At 64.3% G+C, this 18,620-nt stretch carries 15 protein-coding genes; 7 read left to right on the top strand and 8 right to left on the bottom strand.

Annotated elements, in window-relative coordinates; all coding sequences use genetic code 11:
- Nucleotides 1-109: 109 nt before the first annotated feature.
- Nucleotides 110-1,705 (top strand): alkaline phosphatase, encoded by a 1,596-nt coding sequence (locus tag ACEQXE_RS05205; protein ID WP_370177889.1) that lies wholly within the window; start codon nt 110-112, stop codon nt 1,703-1,705.
- 82 nt (nt 1,706-1,787) lie between these two features.
- Here ACEQXE_RS05205 and ACEQXE_RS05200 read toward each other — a convergent pair whose 3' ends face one another.
- From ACEQXE_RS05200 to ACEQXE_RS05165, 8 genes are all read right to left on the bottom strand, one after another.
- The gene (locus ACEQXE_RS05200; protein ID WP_370177888.1) at nt 1,788-2,261 is read right to left on the bottom strand and encodes an EF-hand domain-containing protein; all 474 of its coding nucleotides are present in this window, start codon (nt 2,259-2,261) and stop codon (nt 1,788-1,790) included.
- A 134-nt stretch (nt 2,262-2,395) separates the two neighbouring features.
- Nucleotides 2,396-3,163: a cell envelope integrity protein TolA gene (locus tag ACEQXE_RS05195; RefSeq protein ID WP_370177887.1), complete on the bottom strand. Its 768-nt coding sequence runs from the start codon at nt 3,161-3,163 to the stop codon at nt 2,396-2,398.
- 52 nt (nt 3,164-3,215) lie between these two features.
- Nucleotides 3,216-5,282 (bottom strand): TonB-dependent receptor plug domain-containing protein, encoded by a 2,067-nt coding sequence (locus ACEQXE_RS05190; protein WP_370177886.1) that lies wholly within the window; start codon nt 5,280-5,282, stop codon nt 3,216-3,218.
- A gap of 104 nt (nt 5,283-5,386) precedes the next feature.
- Nucleotides 5,387-6,742: an NADPH cytochrome P450 oxidoreductase family protein gene (locus tag ACEQXE_RS05185; protein ID WP_370177885.1), complete on the bottom strand. Its 1,356-nt coding sequence runs from the start codon at nt 6,740-6,742 to the stop codon at nt 5,387-5,389.
- A complete protein-coding gene (locus tag ACEQXE_RS05180; RefSeq protein ID WP_370177884.1) occupies nt 6,735-7,760 on the bottom strand; it encodes an FAD:protein FMN transferase in 1,026 nt (341 codons plus the stop codon). Before ACEQXE_RS05180 ends, ACEQXE_RS05185 begins: the two co-directional genes overlap by 8 nt.
- 32 nt (nt 7,761-7,792) lie before the next feature.
- Nucleotides 7,793-8,287, bottom strand: coding sequence for a DUF2271 domain-containing protein (locus ACEQXE_RS05175; protein WP_370177883.1), 495 nt, complete (start codon nt 8,285-8,287; stop codon nt 7,793-7,795).
- A gap of 11 nt (nt 8,288-8,298) precedes the next feature.
- Nucleotides 8,299-8,943 (bottom strand): PepSY-associated TM helix domain-containing protein, encoded by a 645-nt coding sequence (locus ACEQXE_RS05170; protein ID WP_370182568.1) that lies wholly within the window; start codon nt 8,941-8,943, stop codon nt 8,299-8,301.
- Between the two features lie 113 nt (nt 8,944-9,056).
- On the bottom strand, nt 9,057-10,268 hold the full coding sequence (locus ACEQXE_RS05165; RefSeq protein WP_370177881.1) for an MFS transporter: 1,212 nt from the start codon (nt 10,266-10,268) through the stop codon (nt 9,057-9,059).
- A 181-nt stretch (nt 10,269-10,449) separates the two neighbouring features.
- On the opposite strand from ACEQXE_RS05165, the gene ACEQXE_RS05160 reads away from it, so the two are divergent.
- From ACEQXE_RS05160 to dhbA, 6 genes are read left to right on the top strand one after another with little or no spacing between them, the layout of a single operon-like run.
- Complete coding sequence (locus tag ACEQXE_RS05160) at nt 10,450-11,514, top strand: isochorismate synthase MenF (RefSeq protein WP_370177880.1); 1,065 nt, start codon at nt 10,450-10,452, stop codon at nt 11,512-11,514.
- Nucleotides 11,511-13,139 carry a (2,3-dihydroxybenzoyl)adenylate synthase gene (locus ACEQXE_RS05155; protein WP_370177879.1) on the top strand — a complete coding sequence of 543 codons (1,629 nt, stop codon included), beginning with the start codon at nt 11,511-11,513 and terminating at the stop codon, nt 13,137-13,139. The genes ACEQXE_RS05160 and ACEQXE_RS05155 overlap by 4 nt, the downstream gene beginning before the upstream one ends.
- On the top strand, nt 13,136-13,780 hold the full coding sequence (locus ACEQXE_RS05150; protein WP_370177878.1) for an isochorismatase family protein: 645 nt from the start codon (nt 13,136-13,138) through the stop codon (nt 13,778-13,780). Before ACEQXE_RS05155 ends, ACEQXE_RS05150 begins: the two co-directional genes overlap by 4 nt.
- Entirely contained in the window at nt 13,781-14,026 is a 246-nt protein-coding gene (locus ACEQXE_RS05145) for a phosphopantetheine-binding protein (protein ID WP_370177877.1), read from the top strand.
- 2 nt (nt 14,027-14,028) lie between these two features.
- A complete protein-coding gene (locus ACEQXE_RS05140; RefSeq protein WP_370177876.1) occupies nt 14,029-17,886 on the top strand; it encodes an amino acid adenylation domain-containing protein in 3,858 nt (1,285 codons plus the stop codon).
- Nucleotides 17,883-18,620, top strand: a complete 738-nt coding sequence (dhbA, locus tag ACEQXE_RS05135; RefSeq protein WP_370177875.1) for a 2,3-dihydro-2,3-dihydroxybenzoate dehydrogenase — start codon at nt 17,883-17,885, stop codon at nt 18,618-18,620. Before ACEQXE_RS05140 ends, dhbA begins: the two co-directional genes overlap by 4 nt.

Here is an 18,620-nt window from a genome sequence, read left to right as displayed (position 1 = left end):
CGAGGCGAGGCACCTCGATGTCATCGAGTTTTCACGATTGGCGGCGAATGGCGACTGCATCCGACCGAATTTATTTGCCTCTGCCGCAACCGAATGGGAATGGAGCCGCATGAGCCCAAGCCAAGCCCGCAACCTGCGTCTCGATCTTTCCCGCCGACACCTTCTCAAGGCGTTCGGCGCCAGTGCGGTCACCGCATTCGGCCTGTCGTTTACCGCGCCTCTTCTCGCGGCCCCGGTGTTCGCTACCTACCCGTTCCAGTTGGGCATCGCCTCGGGCGATCCCTCGTCCGACGGGTTCGTGATCTGGACCCGACTTGCTCCCGATCCGCTGGCAATGGGCTACGGCATGCCAGCCGCCGCTGTAGAAGTGGAATGGGAAATCGGCGCCGACAGCCGCTTTGGCGATGTCGTCCGGCGCGGCACCGCCATCGCCCGGCCCGAGCTGGGCCACGCGGTTCATGTGGAGGTCGACGGGCTCCAGCCGAACCGCCCCTACTGGTATCGCTTCATTGCCGGGCGCGAACGCAGCGCCACCGGGCGGGCAATGACGCTCGCCGGTGTGGGCCAGCAACTCGAATCGGTTCGCTTCGCGGTCGCCGGGTGCCAGCAATACGAGCAGGGATATTATACCGCGCACCGCCATCTCGCCGCGCAGCAGCCGGACTTCGTGTTCTGCTATGGCGACTATATCTACGAAAATCGGTCGACGCGCGTGTGGAACTCATCTGCAGGCCCGGTCGAAAACCCGCGCCAGCACTTTGGTGACGAGCTCTATTCGATCGACGATTACCGGCGTCGCTATTCGCAGTACAAGATGGATGTCGATCTGCAGGCGGCCCACGCCGCCGCGCCGTGGTTCGTCACTTGGGACGATCACGAGATCGACAATAACTGGGTCGATCTGAACGAACAGGATGGAACCCCCGCCCCGATCTTTGCGCTGCGGCGGCAGATGGCCATGCAGGCCTATTACGAGCACATGCCGCTGCGCGCGTCCTCATTGCCGGTCGGCCCGGCCATGCAGCTTTACCGCCGCGCGGTGCTGGGCAACCTGCTCGATCTGAACCTGCTCGACACACGCCAGTATCGCACCGATCAGGTATGCGGAGACCGCTGGGGGGTGCCTTGCGACGAAACGCGCCGTGCAGCCGAGGTGCTGGGAGAGCGCCAGCATGCGTGGCTCGCCAACAACCTGCGCCGCTCCGACACGAAGTGGAAGACGCTGGCGCAGCAGATCATGGTGATGGACCTCGACCGCGATCCGGGTGATGGGGTGACCGAGAATCTCGACAGCTGGGCGGGTTATCGCCAGCCGCGCGAGCGCCTGCTGAAGATGGTGCGAGAGCTGGGTCAGGCCAGCACCGTCATCCTCACCGGCGACGAACACCAGAATTTCGCAGGCGAGCTACACCTCGACGGCAAGAACCCCGGCGATACGCCAATCGCGACCGAGTTCGTCGCAACCTCGATCTCTTCGGGTGGCGACGGGGTGGACCAGCGCAGCGACACCTCCGCCATCCAGGAGGTCAATCCGCAGCTGAAGTTCCACAATGCCCAGCGCGGTTACGTGATGTGCGATGTTTCGCACGAACGCTGGCTGACGGATTTCATCACGCTCGACCAGGTCAGCACGCGCGGCGGCACCGCTCGTTCACGCAAGAAACTCGTCGTCGAACCGGGCAATCCCGTCCTGCAACCGGCCTAGCCCGGGAGGTATAGACGCTCCGCGACTGTCCGGCGGCGCCAGCCGGAATCTGGCGCCACCGGTATGTCGGCATCCGAGCTGACTAGAACGTATCGGCGGTATCGGCCTCGTCGATGATCCCGTCGCCATTGGTGTCGAGACGGGAGAAGGTCCGGTTGCCCGATTCATGCAGCTCGTTCAGCGTCATCTCGCCATCATCGTCTGAATCGAGGATCCCGAAGCGGAAATGCGCCTGCCGCAAGCTGTTGGCGCGACGCGCCGCCAGTTCCTTGTCCAGACGATACTGGTAGTCTTCCACATACTCGGTTTGCGTGACCTTGCCGTCCCCGTCGAGATCGTAGGTTTTGTGAATCTCGGCACGCTCGGCCAGAAATTCTTCCATCGAAACCTTGCCGTCGCCATCGACATCGTAGGACTTGATGAAGTCCTGCTTGCCATGGCCACCGGTCGAGGCGCGGCGCTCGGCAGTTTGCGCTTCGGTTTCCTGCGCCATGGTCGGCGCGGCGAGCCCCAATGCAGCAATGGCGAAAACACTGCCTGTCAAAAATGCTTTCATCGCTTCAATTCCTCTTTGCTTGATACTTAACCCCTGGGCACTCGGCCCTATCGAGGCACTTCCATTTCACGTTCCCGATCCCGGACCTGCGATGGCTTGGTCAATGATCGGGAATTACACGAATCCTTGCAATCCTAGCGTCCCTTGATCCCGAACCGGAATGTCCTGCTGCCACCGCCGGGCGGACGGGGAAACGGTGCCGCCCGGCGGACCATCTGCGTAGCTTCCCGATCGAACCGGCCAGAACCGGAGCTGCGGACGATATCGATACCCTGCACGCCTCCGTCGGCCAGCACGGTGAAACCGATGGTGACTGCACCCGGGCCGACCGTGTTGCTTCTTCTGTAGCGCATCAGGTGGGCATAGACAGCCGCTCCGTAAGCGTCGCCATCCCTGCCCCCTCCGGCGGAGGCCTGCGCGGACGACGCCTGCCGCACGTCAGACTGGCTGCCAGCAGGTGCTTGTTGCTGGCGCGCGTTTTGCTTTTGGGTGCGGTCCTGCAAACGTGTCTCGCGCACCGGTTCGCGCGGTTCAGGCTGCCGGGTCGGCTGCTCGGTGCGCTCAACGGGCGTGACCTCGTTGCCGGTCTCCGGCTCCTGTTCTTCCGAAACCCGCTCGTCACTGGTCAGGAGTGCAATTTCGTTCGGCTTTTCGGCACCATCTGCCCGCTGCTCGACCTGTTGCGGCGGGGGCGGAGGTGGAGGTTGCGACGCCATTTCCTGCGCATCCGCACCATCCTCCCCGAAAGCGAAGACCGCAAGGTTCGCCCCGCTTTCGGCAATCGCGTGGCCGATATTCGTGAACCAGATGAAGCTCACGAATATGACCAGGTTGGCGAGGATGGACACAATGATCCCCGCAGTCTTTTCCGTGCTCCAGCGATTTTCCGGTCGTGCGTACATGCGGTCCGTCTTCGTTACGGCGGCGGAACCCCAGCCCCGCCGCCGGTGCCGATCAGAGCTGGAGCGAAACGGTCCCTCTCACCGTCCGTCCGGGCCCGGGCCGGGTTGCAAGGGCATTGATGTAGAATTCGTCGAAGAGGTTCTCCACGCTCAGGCGGAACGACAGATTGCGCAATCCGTCGACCTGCGGCTTCCAGATCGCGTGCAGGTTGTGGAGATAATAGCCTTCGGTATCGAGCACACCGTCGAGATAGAGATCCTCGACCAGGATACTTTCCGAACGCAGGTCGAAACCACCGAAGCGCTTGCCGAATCCGAGGCGATAGGAGTTGGCGGGAATGTTGTTCCAGTCTGCAATCACACCGCCGCCATTCAGGAACTCACCATCGACGATGTTGCCGTTGAAGTCCGCGTAAAAGCCTGACGCGGTGGCGTATGATGCTTCGATCTCGAACCCGTCGATATAGACTTCGGTCGCCCCGCCAAGCTGCGATGTGGCGTTGGTCAGCTCGCTATCGTAGTAATTGACCTTGAAGGCAGCCCGATCGTTCGGGAACAGGACAGAGGTGCGGTTGAATGCACCGCCCACTTCCCAGGTCTCGCCACGCTCGGCTTGGTCGCGGAAGGCAGCGCTTTCAAGATCGTCGAGGATCGGGAAGCTTTCGGTACGCGCCCAACTGCCGAACACGGCAAGCCCGAAGGGCAGTTCGTAGCGGCCCGAAACACCGCCCATGAATGCCTCATAGCTCACGCTGATCGGCGTTTCATTTGCAGTGCCATCGAAGATGATCGCCTTCATCGACTGGCCCTCGTAACGGACCGCCGGAGTCAGGGTGAAGCCCCGGAAAAGCTCCATCTCGTTCACCAGGAACGCCGCCAGACGTTCGTCCGTGCCGCCCGGTGCCGCGCTGGCATCGAGCCGGTCCTTGCGCACATATTCAACGCCGGTGCGAAGGTTATGACGAATGCCGCCCGTAGTGAGGTAGGCCACGTTCTTCAGCGTCACCTTGCTCGTTTCATACCGGTGATCGGCGTTCACCGTGCCGGTCAGGAAGGGGAAGGAGGGCGTGCCTTCCAGCGGGGAGCTGCCCGGCACATATTCCTGGTCGATCTCCTGATCGGCGTAGGAATAGACGAGGCTGAGGTTGACCGCATCGGTGGCAATCGGATCGAAGTAGTAACCCGCAACGATTGTACGCGACTTGGTATCGCGGTCGACATTGCCGAAGGCGCCTCCGGTTGTTTCGAAGGAATCGTAGGGCTTGTCGCGCTCGGCCGTTTCGGTCTGGTTGTAGGTCGCCTCGATGGTGTGCGCATTGTCGGCGCCGAAGTGAACCGCACCCTTCACGAGGAAGGAAGGCAATTCGAACTCGCTATTGCTGATCGGGTTGCCGTTCCCGTCCGAACGCGTGCCGCCTTCGCGATAGGTATAATTGGCAAGGAACTCGAAATTCTCGGTCGGCATGGCCGCCACCGTGGTCGACGTGTTCCAGCCGGTTTCGCCGCGATCGACATATCCGCCGAGGGTCTGTGCCGCGGTAAAGCCGGTCTGCCCGCGCAGCAGGTCGTAAGCGTCGATGGTTTCGAGGCGCACGGTGCCGCCAATCCCGCCCGATCCGTATTCGAAGCCCCCGACAGGGCCGCGGATGACTTCGACCGTCTTGTAGAGGAGCGGGTCGGTGAACAGCTGCGTGCCGATCCGGTAAAGCTCTTCCGAACCGACCGAAGCGCCATCGATCTGGATGTTGATCTTCTGGTCGGTCCCATAAGTGCTGTTTGCACCGAAACCGCGAATGTTGATGCCCGAGCCAATCGGGGTCGATCCGTTGACAAGCGACACGCCGGGGACCGAGTCGATCAGTTCGGCGATGGTCGAAGCCTGACGATCTTCGATTTCCTCGCGGTTCACCTGGGTCACCGGGGTCGCCGTGCCTGTCTGGATCGAGCGGGTGCTTTCACCAATGTCGATGACGCCTAGGAATTCGCCTTCGCCGGCCTGCACTTCTTCGTCTTCGTCCGCCTGCGCCTGCTGGGCGAATGCGGGCGCGTTCAGCGCCATCACGGCCATCACGCCTGCCGATGCCTGCAAGGCTGCCTTGAAATATCCCGTCTTCGTCATCGTGAACCCCTGGTCTCGCTAATTCTAATGCGACGTATTCGCAAGAAGGCGCCCTATGGATTCTGCGACGCGTTTGCAACAGGGAATCTCGCGGATGCACAATTTCAGTAGAGGTCGTGGCGAATGCGCCCCGTTTTGCGCGCTGAAGCGAGCCAATCCTGGCCGAGAATTTCTTCCAGACGATGCAGGCACGCCTTGCCCATCTCCAGACGTCCGCAGATGATGATCGCGCCATCCTGCCCGAGAAATTCGCGAACCCGGTCGGCCTCACCTTTGAGGATGTCCTGCACGTAGGGGCCGCCCCCCAGCGACATCGCGAGATCGAGTCGTTGGAGATTTCCGGCCCCTTCCCATGACCGCATCTCGCGAAGTAACTCGCCGTTCTCAGGCGAACTCCGCTCGCCGAATATCAGCCAGCACGGGCGCTCTTTCGCCATGGCATCCAGAATATGCGGGCGCAGCCCGCCCCAGCCCGACCCTGCGCCGATGGCCAGCACGGGCCCGGTTCCTGCGGGTGGCCGGAAGCTCGCATGTTCACGGATGCGCCCGGGGATATTCGATGCGCCGACATCCGCCCCGGTCAGCAGTCCCGATCCCCTGCCCGCCTGCCCGCCAGACACAATGCGCCGCACGAAGAGGTGCAGTTCGTTTCCGCCCGGACGATTGGCAATCGAATATTCGCGCACATGCCCGCCGGGCAGCTGGAGTTCGAACAGGTCGCCGATCTCCCACGCCGGCTTAGCTTCCGCCTCCGAACGCAGCACGAGATGGAAAAGTCCGGCATTGCCATGATCGGCGCGCGGATCGGACGATGCGGCCGCGACCCGATCGCGCGACACGATCTTCCATGCATGGTGCACCGGATCGGGTCCCGATGCGGTCTGCGGAAATCCCTCCGCCTCCAGCAGGCCATCCCAGCGCGCCAGGTCTTCCGGCGAGAGGTCATCGACACATATGGCATCGCTGGCCAAGTTTGCTCCGGCAGCTTCCGCCCAGCGAGCAACCCGGATGCCGAACCTACAGAACTGGTCGTAGCGCCGGTCGCCAAGCGCAAGAACCGCAACGCGCTTGCCGCGGAGGTCCGCAGGCTGGCCCATCACATCGCGTTCGAAACGCCGCGCATTGTCGGGGGCCTCGCCCTCACCCGTGGTCGACACCGCGAAGAAGACGGTGTCAGCACTTGCGAGCACATCATGGGTCACCTCGTCTGCTGACAGGACCGTGCTGGACAGTCCCTTGGCGGAGAGGATGTTTTCGACGCGACGGTGGGTCTGGCGGGCAATATCCTCGGCCTGCCCCGTTTGCGATGCGAAGATGACAAGACAGTTAGCCGATGACGCATCTCCGCGCGGCTGGCGGCGCAACCAGTAGATGCTGGCCAGCAACCAGGCCGCAAGGAGGGCACCCGACATCAGCCAGTTCGCCGGGTCCGCCGTCAGGGTAAAATGGGGCTCAGCCATTGCTCATCCAGTCCGCAAGCGCCTGACTGTAATGAGCCAGTTCCGGCAGGCCATCTGCGCGAACGAGGACGCAGGGGATCGCCAACCTGCTGGCCAGTTCCACCGCGCGATCGAAACCGAGCGCGACGAGCGCGGTGGCCAGTGCGTCGGCCCGCCAGCAATCGCGGTCGAGCACTGTCGCGCCGCGCAGGTCGGTGATGGCAGGATCGCCCGTCTCGGGATCGAGGATATGCGAGAACTGCCGGCCATCCTCTTCGAAGCAGCGTTCATCCGTACCTGACGAAGCGCAGGCCCAATCGTAGAGCGCAATCCGCATCGCCGGTGTGCTGGCATAGCTGCACCAGTCCAGATCGACCCACCACGGCATGGCATCGAGCTTGATCCCGTGGCCTTTCAACTCGCCTCCGATCTCGACCAGTACCGAACCGAATCCATCCTGCGCGCGCAGGTCATCGGCGACCAGATCGACCGCGAACCCCTTGGCGATGCCGTTGAGGTCCAGATCGCAGCCGTGGCGCCGGATCAGCCGATCACCGTCGAGTACAGGTGCGGGATGTGCCAGCCGATCTGCCACCTGCTCCCGAAGTTTGGGACCGGTTTGTCCCGGTGCGCGCGGAGTGGGCCCAAAGCCCCACGCATTGGTTGCCGCACCCAGGAACGGATCGAATGAACCTTGCGTCTCATCCCGCAGGGAAAGCGCCTTCCGCACCAGCGAAACCATGGGCTCGGGCAAGTGCACGGCGTCGCCCTCAGGCAGCGCATTATAAAGGTCGATGGCCGACCCTTCGATCCACGGGCTCATCTGCCGGTCGACAATTTCCAGGATCGACAGGGCGCGCGCCGCCTGTTCTTCGCGAATGCGTGCCGCCTCACTCGCCCCGACACGCTCCTGCAGGATGAGGCGGACCGCCCAGTTGGTGCCGAATATCTCGCCGCCGAACGCGATCTCCTCGCCCTGCGGCACATCGTCGGGCGGCGTTACCTGCGGCGGGATAAAGAGCATGTCGGATGCTGGCATTGCGTGCCCCTGAGCCTGCCTGACGTGCGCAATCAGGGCCGGATCGAAACGCTCACCCTGCCCACTTCGCGGCTCCCTTTGGCCGAACCGCTGGATGCCCGGCCACGCTGGATGCGGAACGGCACCTTCACCAGCTCGCGCCCGCCATGTTCGCGCGATCCTTCGACCACCAGCGAATATTTGCCCGGCGAGAGGCGGTTGAGGCCACTCAGGCCGAACTTGTAACGGCCGGGTGCTCGTGTGGGCGATGAAATGCCGTCCGCCGGCATGTCCATGCTCCGCCCGCCCTCGCGCCACCACGTGCTCAGATCCGGCAGCCACCGGTTCGCGAGGCGCGCCTGATCGTGCAGGACGACCACGTTCTTCACCATCTTGCCCGAGGAATCCTCGATCCACACGGCAACGTAGGGCTTGCGATAATTGCGCACCGCCTGCTTCGGAATCTCGACCGACACGGTGCCGGAATTGGCCAGCGCGGGAGCGGGAAGAGCGAGAGCGATCAACGCGGCAAGACTGGGGAAACGCATAATGGGCAGGCCTATGAATGTACGAACAGGAGATAGGCGATGATCGGCAGGATCACGCCCAGCCCGGTGAGGGGCCATGTGGATGGTTTGAGACGCGCCTGAAGCCACAGCAGCCCGAAGCCAGTGAGCGCGAAAATCACGAATATCACCGCCGAAATATCTATCAGCCACGACCACACAACGCCGGAATCGCGCCCCTTGTGCAGGTCGTTGAGCATCGCAATCGTGCCGCGATCGATCACTTCGTGATAAGCGCGGCCTTCGTTCAGATCGAGCGTCAGGTTCGCGGTTCGCCCAGGGCGCGCGAGATCGAAATACATCTCGCCATACTCGTTGCGGGCAACCCTGCCGGAAAGGTCGATGCCGGTGCTTTCCCGCAACGCGGAAGCCTGGCTTCGTGTCAGGACAGCCTCATCCTCGATTGCGGAGAGATCCTGCACCAGAGGCGCAGGCAATTCGTACTCCGCCGCCGAGTTTTTCCCCTCGGCCTCGAGGGTATCGGCGTGGTTCAGGGTAATCCCGGTGATCGCAAACAGCAGGACGAGCATCAGGCACAGGGCAGAGCTGATCCAGTGCCACTGGCGCAATTGCCGTTTCCAGAACCCCGCGCGAGGGGCCGACACGGCATCGCCGGTCGGTTCCGCTCCCGCGGGCATCGGATGGAGGCTAGGCGTTGCCAAGGCGTATCCCTGAAATCGACATCGAATATTGAGAAGCAATCGCAATTGCGACTAGGTTTTTACGCGGCTCCTGTCAACGTAAGGCGCGCCTACTCGCGAGGCGCGCGTGCCAGCACGATGGCCGCCGAGAGGAAAGCAGCGGCCACTGTTGCGAAGGCCAGCCCGGGTGCAATCTCGTACAGGAAACCACCGAAGAGCGGGCCGATGACGATACCCAGCCCTTGCGCCGTGGTGACCGCTCCCGCCGCTCCGCCATGTTCCTGCGCGGACACGCTGTTCGTGGCGAGCGCCGGTACGGCAGGATAAATGCAGCCCATGCCGCAAGCGATCAGGGCATAGCCACCCCATACCTGCCAGGTAGCCATCGACAGCGCGACACCGGCAAAACCGATCGCCGCGACGAGCGACCCGAGGGCCAGCAGGCTTCGCGGTGGCCTCGCCAATTTCCTCACCACAAGCTGGGTCGCAAACAGCGATACCCCGACAATGGCCAGGGCGGTTCCGGCACCCGATGCGGCATCGGCAGGCGCCATGCCCATCCGGTCGATCAGCAGGAAGCCGATCAATGTCTGCGCCACGGCGACCGCCATGCTCGCCAGCACGGCCATGACAAGCGCCAGCCTTAGTCTGCGATCCATCAAGCCCAGAGGTGCTCTGCGCGTACCTTCCGCCGGTCGATCCTTCGGCAGCGCGATATACAAGAGCGCGAATGCGATTATCGGCAGCACCAGTGTAGCCGCCAGCGGCAGTATGAGGTCGTACCTGCCGAGCAACCCGGCAGCGCCCGGCCCCACCACCATCCCGAGCGAGCTTGCCGCCCCGATCCCGGCCATTTTCGCTGCGCGCCGTTCCGGCTTCGCGAGATCGGCGACGATCGCAGCCGCTAGGGTCGGCACGCTGGAATAGAAGGCACCCATCGCCCCGCGGCCAAGGATCAGCCCTGCCAGTGCGATTACCAAAGCGAACCGGGCGGGGACTGCGATGGCAAGGAAGGTCGTGAGCGCAGCGTAGGAAAGGGCGAACCCGGCAATACCCGTCAGAATGATCCGGCGCCGCCCCACCCGGTCGCTTATCACCCCCCAGAACCGCGCCGAAACCATCCATGCAATGCCGGAAATCGACATGACCAGCCCCAATTGCCAGGTCGAAAGCATCAGCAACTCGGATATCGGGCCTGCCACCGCGACGAAGGCGAGCAGCGCCATCGTTCCCGCAAACGCGGTGAAGGTAAGCGCGGCTATGGGATTGCTGGGAGGAGCGTGGCTTTCCGGCAGGCTCTTTTGCGGAGTATCGGCGGGCATGACAGGCCGCGCGTAGGAGCGCGCCTAGCCCTTCGCAAGTGTTGATAATGACTCGCAGTGAAGTTAGGGCGTGATCACACCCCGGCGGAAAAACCCATTGCAATTTGTCCTCGAAACACCCGGCAAAGGCTTGCGTGCCACTGGCGCGCGGCAACATGTTGTAAGCGGTAAACGCGCCACGTTGGACGAGCGATGCCAGCGCGCGCTGTCTGCGGGCGCAAGCGACACGCCCGCGGTTCTGGTAGGGGCGATCCCATTCGCCGCCGATGCTGACGAATTCATCTACCAGCCGGAACATGCGGTTGCTTCCGAAGCGCGACAGCTCACGACTGCCACGAGCGGTGCGCACAAGCCGAGCGACGCCCCGTCGAACGCACTGACCGCACGGCCCAGCGAAGGCGGCTATGCACGCATGGTGGAGCGCGCGCTTGTCCGCATTGCCGACCGGCATGGCCCCCGTCTCGACAAGGTAGTCCTGTCGCGCCAGATGCTGCTCGAGAATGCGGCAGGCCTCGACTTCGACAGGCTGCTGGGCGTGCTGGCCGACGATCCTGCGGTGACCGCGTTTCGCGCCGACCTTTCCGAGACCGGAAATCACCTTCTGATCGGAGCAACGCCCGAAAAGCTGATCTCCCGGACCGGACTCGCCATCGAGTCCGTACCACTCGCCGGTTCGATGCCGAGGGGCCGCAGCACGAGTGAGGACGAAGAGCGCGCTGCGATCCTGCTCGCTTCGGAGAAAGACCACCGCGAGCATGCGGTGACGCTCGAATTCGTGATGGACATGCTCAGCCCGTTCTGCCGCGAACTTTCGGCGCCCGATGGCACGACGCTGCACCGGACAGCGTCGATGTGGCATCTGGGGACGCGCGTCGAAGGCCTGCTGAAAAGCGAGGATATGCCGAGCGCTGTAGGCCTCGCCGCACTGCTCCATCCCACGCCCGCCGTTGGTGGATCGCCACGCGAAGCCGCTCTCTCCGCCATCGAAGACCTCGAAGAGCATGACCGCGGGTTTTACGCGGGCGCAGTCGGCTGGGTGGACGCGAAGGGCGACGGCGAATGGTACGTCGCGCTGCGCTGCGCGGAATTGGTCGCCGGACAATTGATCCTTCACGCAGGCGCCGGAATCGTCGAAGGATCGGTCCCCGAACAGGAAGTCCGCGAAACCGCGGCAAAGTTTCGCGCCATGCTGCGGGCAATGGGTGTCGAGGATACGCTCTGGGCCGCGCGAGAGGCCGCCGAATGACGCCCCTGAAGCAGGAATGGCCGCGGGACTTGGCGGAGAGCTATCGCGAAAAGGGTTACTGGCAGGGCCGAACCTTCCCTGACCTGCTGCGCGAACAGGCCGTACGCTATGCAGATCGCACCGCCGTGATCGGCGGCGGCGAGCGGTGGACCTATCGCGAACTGGAGCAGCGCGCCGAACGAGCGGCAGCGGGCTTTTGCGCGGTGGGCCTGAAGGCTGGCGACCGTGTCCTGGTCCAGCTGCCTAACATTCCCGAATTCCTTGCAGTGGTGTTCGGGCTATTTCGCGCCGGGATGGTCCCGGTCTTCGCCCTGCCCGCCCACCGGCTGACCGAGATCGCGCATTTCGCCCGCAAGGCCGAGGCAACGGCACTCGTCATCGCCGACCGGCACGACGGGTTCGACTATCGCGATCTGGCCGCTGCGGTGCAGGCCGAAGTGCGACATGTTCGGCATGTCGTCGTGGTGGGCGAGGCTGGAGGATATGCCGACTTCGCCAGTTTCGGTGAAGGCCAGCCTGCTGCTCCCGAAGCGGCTATCGACGCGGCTGACGTTGCGCTGGTGCAGATTTCCGGCGGCAGCACGGGCTTGTCCAAGCTGATCCCGCGCACGCACGACGATTATCTCTATTCAATCCGCGCGAGCAACGCGATCTGCGGTCTGGACGATGCCAGCGTGTATCTCGCCGCACTGCCGGTCGCGCATAATTTCCCGATGAGTTCGCCCGGCATTTTCGGCGCGATCTGCGCAGGTGCATGCGTCGTTATGGCTCCGGCACCGAGCCCCGACGTCGCCTTCGCGCTGATCGAGCGGGAGCGGGTCACGATTACCGGGCTCGTCCCGCCGCTCGCGCTGCTGTGGCTGCGCGCGGCGGCGAAGACCAAGCACGATATTTCCAGCCTCGAAGTGCTGCAGGTCGGCGGGGCCAAGTTCATGCCCGAAGCCGCACGCCGGATTCGGCCCGAGCTCGGGTGTACCCTGCAGCAGGTGTTCGGCATGGCGGAAGGGCTGGTCAATTACACCCGGCTCGACGACCCCGAAGACATTATCGTCGAAACGCAGGGGCGTCCCATCAGCGCGGATGACGAGATCCTGATCCTCGACGATGCAGGCAATCCGGTGGCCGAGGGCGAGCCCGGCAACCTGCTGACGCGGGGACCCTACACGATTCGCGCCTATCATGACGATCCCGCCGCCAATGCGCGCGCCTTTACCGAGGATGGCTTCTACCGCACCGGCGACGTCGTGAAGCGCGTGGCGGGCGCGTATCTGGTGGTGCAGGGCCGCGCGAGCGATCACATCAACCGCGCCGGAGAGAAGATTTCGGCTGAAGAGATCGAGGATCACCTGCTCGCCCACCCGCAGGTATTCGATGCTGCGGTCGTCTCCATCCCCGACCAGTTCCTTGGGGAGCGTAGCTGCGCCTTCATCGTCCCTGAGGGTGATCAACCCAAGCCTGCCGACATCAAGGCGTGGATGCGCAAGCGCGATATCGCTGCGTTCAAGGTGCCCGACCAGATCGTGCTGGTGGATAGCTTCGAAACGACAGCGGTCGGCAAGATCAGTCGCAAGGAATTACGCGCCAAGCTGCGGGCGCAGCACCTCGAGAGCGAGAATTCCGCATGAGCCAGTCCGGTCGCCTGCCGACAATCGCGCCCTACGAGCTGCCGCTGGAAAGCGAACTACCGACATCGCGTGCGCGCTGGACGCTCGATCCCGCCCGCGCGGCGCTGCTCGTGCACGACATGCAGGCCTATTTCGTCGATGCCTTCCGGCCCGGCCGCGCACCGATCGCACCCGCCATCGCCAATCTTGCCAAGCTGGCCCAGCAATGTCGCAAGGCAGGCATCCCGGTATTCTACACTGCGCAGATCGGTGCACAGGAGCCGCATGACCGGGGATTGCAGGGCCATCTGTGGGGTCCGGGTATGCGGCACGCGCCCGAGCACGAGCAAATCGTCGCCCCCCTCGCCCCGCAGGATGGTGACATCGTGCTGGTCAAGCACCGCTACAGCGCATTCCAGCGCTCCAACTTCGCCGAACTGCTGCGCGCGCGTGGCCGCGACCAGTTATTGATCGGCGGCGTCTATGCCCATATCGGCTGTCAGTGTACCGCAGCCGAGGCGTTCCAGCGCGATATCGAGCCGTTTTTCGTCGCCGACGCCCTCGCCGATTTCACCCGCGAGTGGCATGATGCGGCGCTGGCCAATGTTGCCGATTGTAGCGGGGTTGTCCTTTCGACACACCAGGCGCTGGAGCACATCTGAATGAGCACGATGACACTTGAAGACCTGCGGCGGCAACTGGCCGAAGTTATGGAGATCGACCCGGCGGACTTGCCCGACGACGGCAACCTGATCGATCTCGGGCTCGATTCCATGCGCGCGATGAACCTCGCGATGCAGTGGGAGGAGGATGGGCTCGAACTCGATTTCGCCGATCTTGCCGAGAGCGAGACGCTGGCGGGCTTGTGGAGCCTGATCGCGGCCGGACAAGAAGCCAGCGACGCCTGATTATGGCATGGACGCGCCTGACCGAAGCGCAGGAAGGGCTGTGGTATTCGCAGGCACTCGATCCGGCCAATCCCATCTTCAACACCGGGCAATATGTCGCTCTGGACGGCCCGCTCGACATTGATGCATTTCGCACGGCGGTGAATCAGGCGAGCGAGGAAGCGCAGGCCCTCTCGCTACGGTTCGACACCACAGCCGACGGCCCGATGCAGGCGTTCGATCCGGCAAACGCGCCGCGCCTCGAAGTGGTCGATCTTTCAGGCTCCGATGAGCCGGAAGCCGAGGCCAAGGCCACCATTGCGCGGCGGATGCGTACCCCGGTCGACCTGCAAAATGGGCCCATCGCGTTCCAGCATTTGTACCGGATCGGTAGCGGGAAACACATCTGGGCGCTGCAGGTCCACCACCTCGCCAATGACGGGTTCGGCATCATGATGCTGACCAAGCGCGTGGCCGATCTGTACTCGGCGCAAGTGTCCGGCAGCGGCAAGACGGGCAAGCCGTTCGGTCCGCTCGCAGGCCTGTTCGCCGAAGATGCCGAATACCGCGAAAGCGATCGCCGCACGCAGGACGCAGCCTGGTGGCAGTCGGCGTTCCGCAATCCGCCCGAGAGCGTGGGCATGGCGCCGGGTCGGGCGATCTCCGCGCACCGCTTCCTGCGCACGGCCAGCCCCATGCCCGAAGATGCACGGGCGGCTGTGGCGAAGCTGGCCAAGGCCGCCGGAGTAGCCTGGCCGGACGCCTTGACCGCACTGGTCGCCGCTTATTGCGCGCGCTTAGTGGATGGCGGTCAGCTGGTCATCGGCATGCCGCACATGGGGCGCTTCGGCAGCAAGGCTGCGCGCATTCCCGGCATGGTGATGAACGTGCTGCCACTGGCAATCGCGCCCGATGATTCCGCGCCTCTCGCCGACTGGATCAAGGCGGAATCGGCGCGCATGGCAGAGGCGCGCAGGCATGGCCGCTATCGCAGCGAACACCTGCGCCGCGACCTCGGCCTGATCGGGGGCGACCGGCGGCTCTACGGCCCGCTCGTCAACGTGCAGCCCTACGACAAGCTGCCGCAGTTCGCCGGGCTCGACGCGCAGCTGACCGTCACCGGCACCGGACCCGTCGAGGACATTCATTTCACCTTCCGGGGCGACCTGAACGAAGCGATCACGTTGGAGGTGGACGCCAATCCCGAGCTGTACGATCAGGCAGCGATAGACGCGCACGCCCTGCGGCTGGCCCAGTTCCTGAGCGCCGCTGGCAATGCGGCAAAGCTAGCCGACGTGCCCAGTGCCACCCCGGCTGAAGCGGAGTGGGAACTGGAGCAGTTCAACCGGACCGCGCATCCCATCCCCGAAACCACGCTCGCCGCGCTGGTCGAGACGACCATGCGCGAGCGGCCAGAAAGCGAAGCGCTGCGTTTCCAGGGCGAAACCCTCACCTATGCTCAGCTCGATGCCCGCAGCGCGGCGCTCGCCTGCGCGTTGCGGGACAGAGGCGTTGGCACCGAAGCTATCGTCGCGGTCGCGTTGCCCCGCAGTGTCAAACTCGTCGTGGCACTGCTGGGCGTCATCCGCGCGGGCGCCGCTTACCTCCCGCTCGATCTCGACCATCCGGCGGCGCGCATCGAGACCATTCTCGAAAGCGCGGGGCCCGCTGTCGTGCTGGCGCAGGACGATCCGCACGGGCTCTATGGAGAACGCTTGCTGGTCCCCGAAGACTGGCCGCAGGAGCCTGCCGGTACGCTCACCCCGCCCAGCCCCGACGATGCGGCCTATGTGATCTACACCAGCGGATCGACCGGGACGCCGAAGGGCGTGGTCATCACCCATCGCGCCATCGTCAACCGCCTGCTCTGGATGGCCGAGCACTACGATTTCGGCCCGCAAGACCGCATCCTGCAAAAGACCCCGGCAACGTTCGATGTTTCGGTGTGGGAGTTCTTCCTCGCCTTCATCACGGGCGGCACGCTGGTGGTCGCACCGCCCGACGCGCATCGCGACCCGAGCGCCATCGCACGACTTATCCGCGACGAGCGCATAACCACGGTGCATTTCGTGCCCTCGATGCTCGCCGCGTTCTGCGACGTGCCAGAAAGCGAGGGGCTGGCGCTGGCGCGCGTCTTCGTCAGCGGGGAGGAACTGCCTGCTGGACTGCGGGATCGCTTCCACCACCGGATAGAAGCGCAGCTGCACAACCTCTACGGCCCGACCGAGGCTGCCGTGGATGTCAGCTTCTGGGATGCCGGGCCGCAAGACGCCTCCCGCCCCGTGCCCATCGGCCATCCGGTCTGGAACACGCGGCTCGTAATCCTCGACAAATACCTGCGCCCCGCTCCGCCCGGCCAGCCGGGCGAGCTGTTCCTCGGCGGCGTGCAACTGGCGCGCGAATATCTCGGACGCCCCGACCTCACTGCCGAACGCTTTGTGACCGACCCGTTTCATCCGGGCGAGCGATTGTACCGCACGGGCGATGTCGCAAGGCGGCGCAGCGACGGCGCAGTCGAATTCCTCGGTCGCAGCGACTCTCAGGTTAAGATACGCGGACTGCGCATCGAACTGGGCGAAATCGAAGCCGCCATCGCGTCGACCGAGATGGCCTCTGCCGTCCACGTGGCAGCCGTGGAGCAGCGCATCACCGCCTATCTGGTGCCAGCAGCAGGCTACGCGAAAGAGGCGCTGCTCGATGCACTAGGTGCGCGCCTTCCCGCCTATATGGTGCCGACAGCGATCCTCGAGTTGGACGCCATGCCGATAACCGCAAATGGCAAGCTGGACCGCAAGGCCCTGCCCGCGCCGCAATTCGCATCGAGCGGTGGTGCTGCGCCCACGGGAGCGACCGAGCAAGCATTGGCGGCGATCTTCGCGCAGGTGCTGGATCTGCACACTGCGCTGTCGCGCGAAGACGATTTCTTCGCGCTGGGTGGAGACAGCCTGTCGGCGGTCGCGCTGATGCAGGAGATCGAGCGCCGGTTCGGGCGCGATCCGGGCCTTGGCGCTCTGTTCGAACATCCCGATATCGCCGGGCTCGCCCGCCTGATCGATACGGACGACGCGATCCGCGACGAAGGCATCGCACCGCTGATCACATTGGCGCGCGGGGATGCGCGCCATGCTCCACTGTTCCTGTTTCACCCGGCAGGCGGGATCTGCTGGGGCTATCGCCGGTTGACCGGCGCGCTGCAAACGGACCGCCCGGTGTACGGCGTGCAGGCGCCCGGGCTCCATCCGGGCCGTTCGCTCCCGGGCTCCATCGATGATCTCGCGAACGAATACGCCCTGCTGATTGCAGGCCGCGCCCCTGCGGGAATGATCCATCTCGGCGGCTGGTCGGTCGGCGGGCTGCTGGCGCAGGCGGTGGCGGTCCGGTTGCGCGCGATGGGGCGGCAAGTGGGGCTGGTTGCACTGCTCGATGCCTACCCGGCGGAATGCTGGCGCGACGAACCCGAACCGACCGAGGCCGAAGCGCTTAAGGCGCTGCTCGCCATCGCGGGGTACGATCCCGAAGGCTACCCGCACCTCGATACGCGGACGAAGGTGATCGCATTCCTGCGCGACGGGGACAGCGCACTCGGCAACCTGCCGCATGCGGTGCAGGATGGTGTGATCCGGGTCGTACTCGACACCAACCGGCTGGTTCGCGCACACCACCACGCGCAGTATGATGGCACGCTTACGCATGTTCGGGCGGCCGAGGATCACAAGGATCGGCCAGACCTCCAGCCAGAGCTTTGGCTGAACCATGCCGCCGCTCTCGACCGGATCGATGTGCCGTTCCTCCATCCCGAATTGCCGGGCGAGGAAGCAAGCGCCATGATCGGTCCTATGCTGGAGCAGCGAATGCTGGAATACGAAAAGGAAGCGCGATGAAAAGCGGTTTGGAAGACAAGATCGTGCTGGTGACCGGCGCTGCCGGGGGGATCGGTGCGGCGGTGGTCGACCTGCTGCGTGAAGAAGGCGCGCAAGTGATCGCGACCGACCGCGACAAGAGCGACGGTATCGAGCCACTCGACGTCACCGATGCGACCGCTGTGAATGCCTTCGTGCAAGCCATAGAACAGGACCGCGGACCCATTCACGCGGGCGTCAACGTGGCAGGCATCCTCGCGACCGGCCCCGTGCTCGACATCAGCGACGAGGAGTGGGACCGGGTCTTCGCGGTAAACACCAAGGGCGTGTTCTACGTCAGCCGCGCACTGGGCCGCGTGATGCGGGATCGACGCACAGGAAGCATCGTGACGGTCGGCTCCAACGCAGCGGGAACGGCGCGCCACTCGGTGGCGGCTTACGGTGCGTCGAAAGCCGCCGCGCACATGTTTATGCGCTGCCTCGGGCTGGAACTCGGCGAATACGGCATCCGCTGCAACATCGTGGCTCCGGGCTCTACCATGACACCGATGCAGACCGGCATGTGGGCGGACGAACGCGGCGGCGAAGCGGTGATCGCGGGCCAGCCGGAGGTCTTCAAGGCGGGCATCCCGCTGCGCAAGATCGCGGAGCCGGAAGAGGTCGCGCAGGCCGTGCTGTTCCTGCTGTCAGACCGGGCGAGCCATATCACGATGGCCGACATCTATGTCGATGGCGGGGCCACGCTGAAAGCCTGA

The sequence above is a fragment of the Alteriqipengyuania sp. genome (genome assembly GCF_964222115.1).
Classification (GTDB): Bacteria; Pseudomonadota; Alphaproteobacteria; order Sphingomonadales; family Sphingomonadaceae; genus Alteriqipengyuania.
The sequence above is the reverse complement of the archived record's forward strand: the minus strand, read 5'-3'. Positions and strand labels throughout refer to the sequence as shown.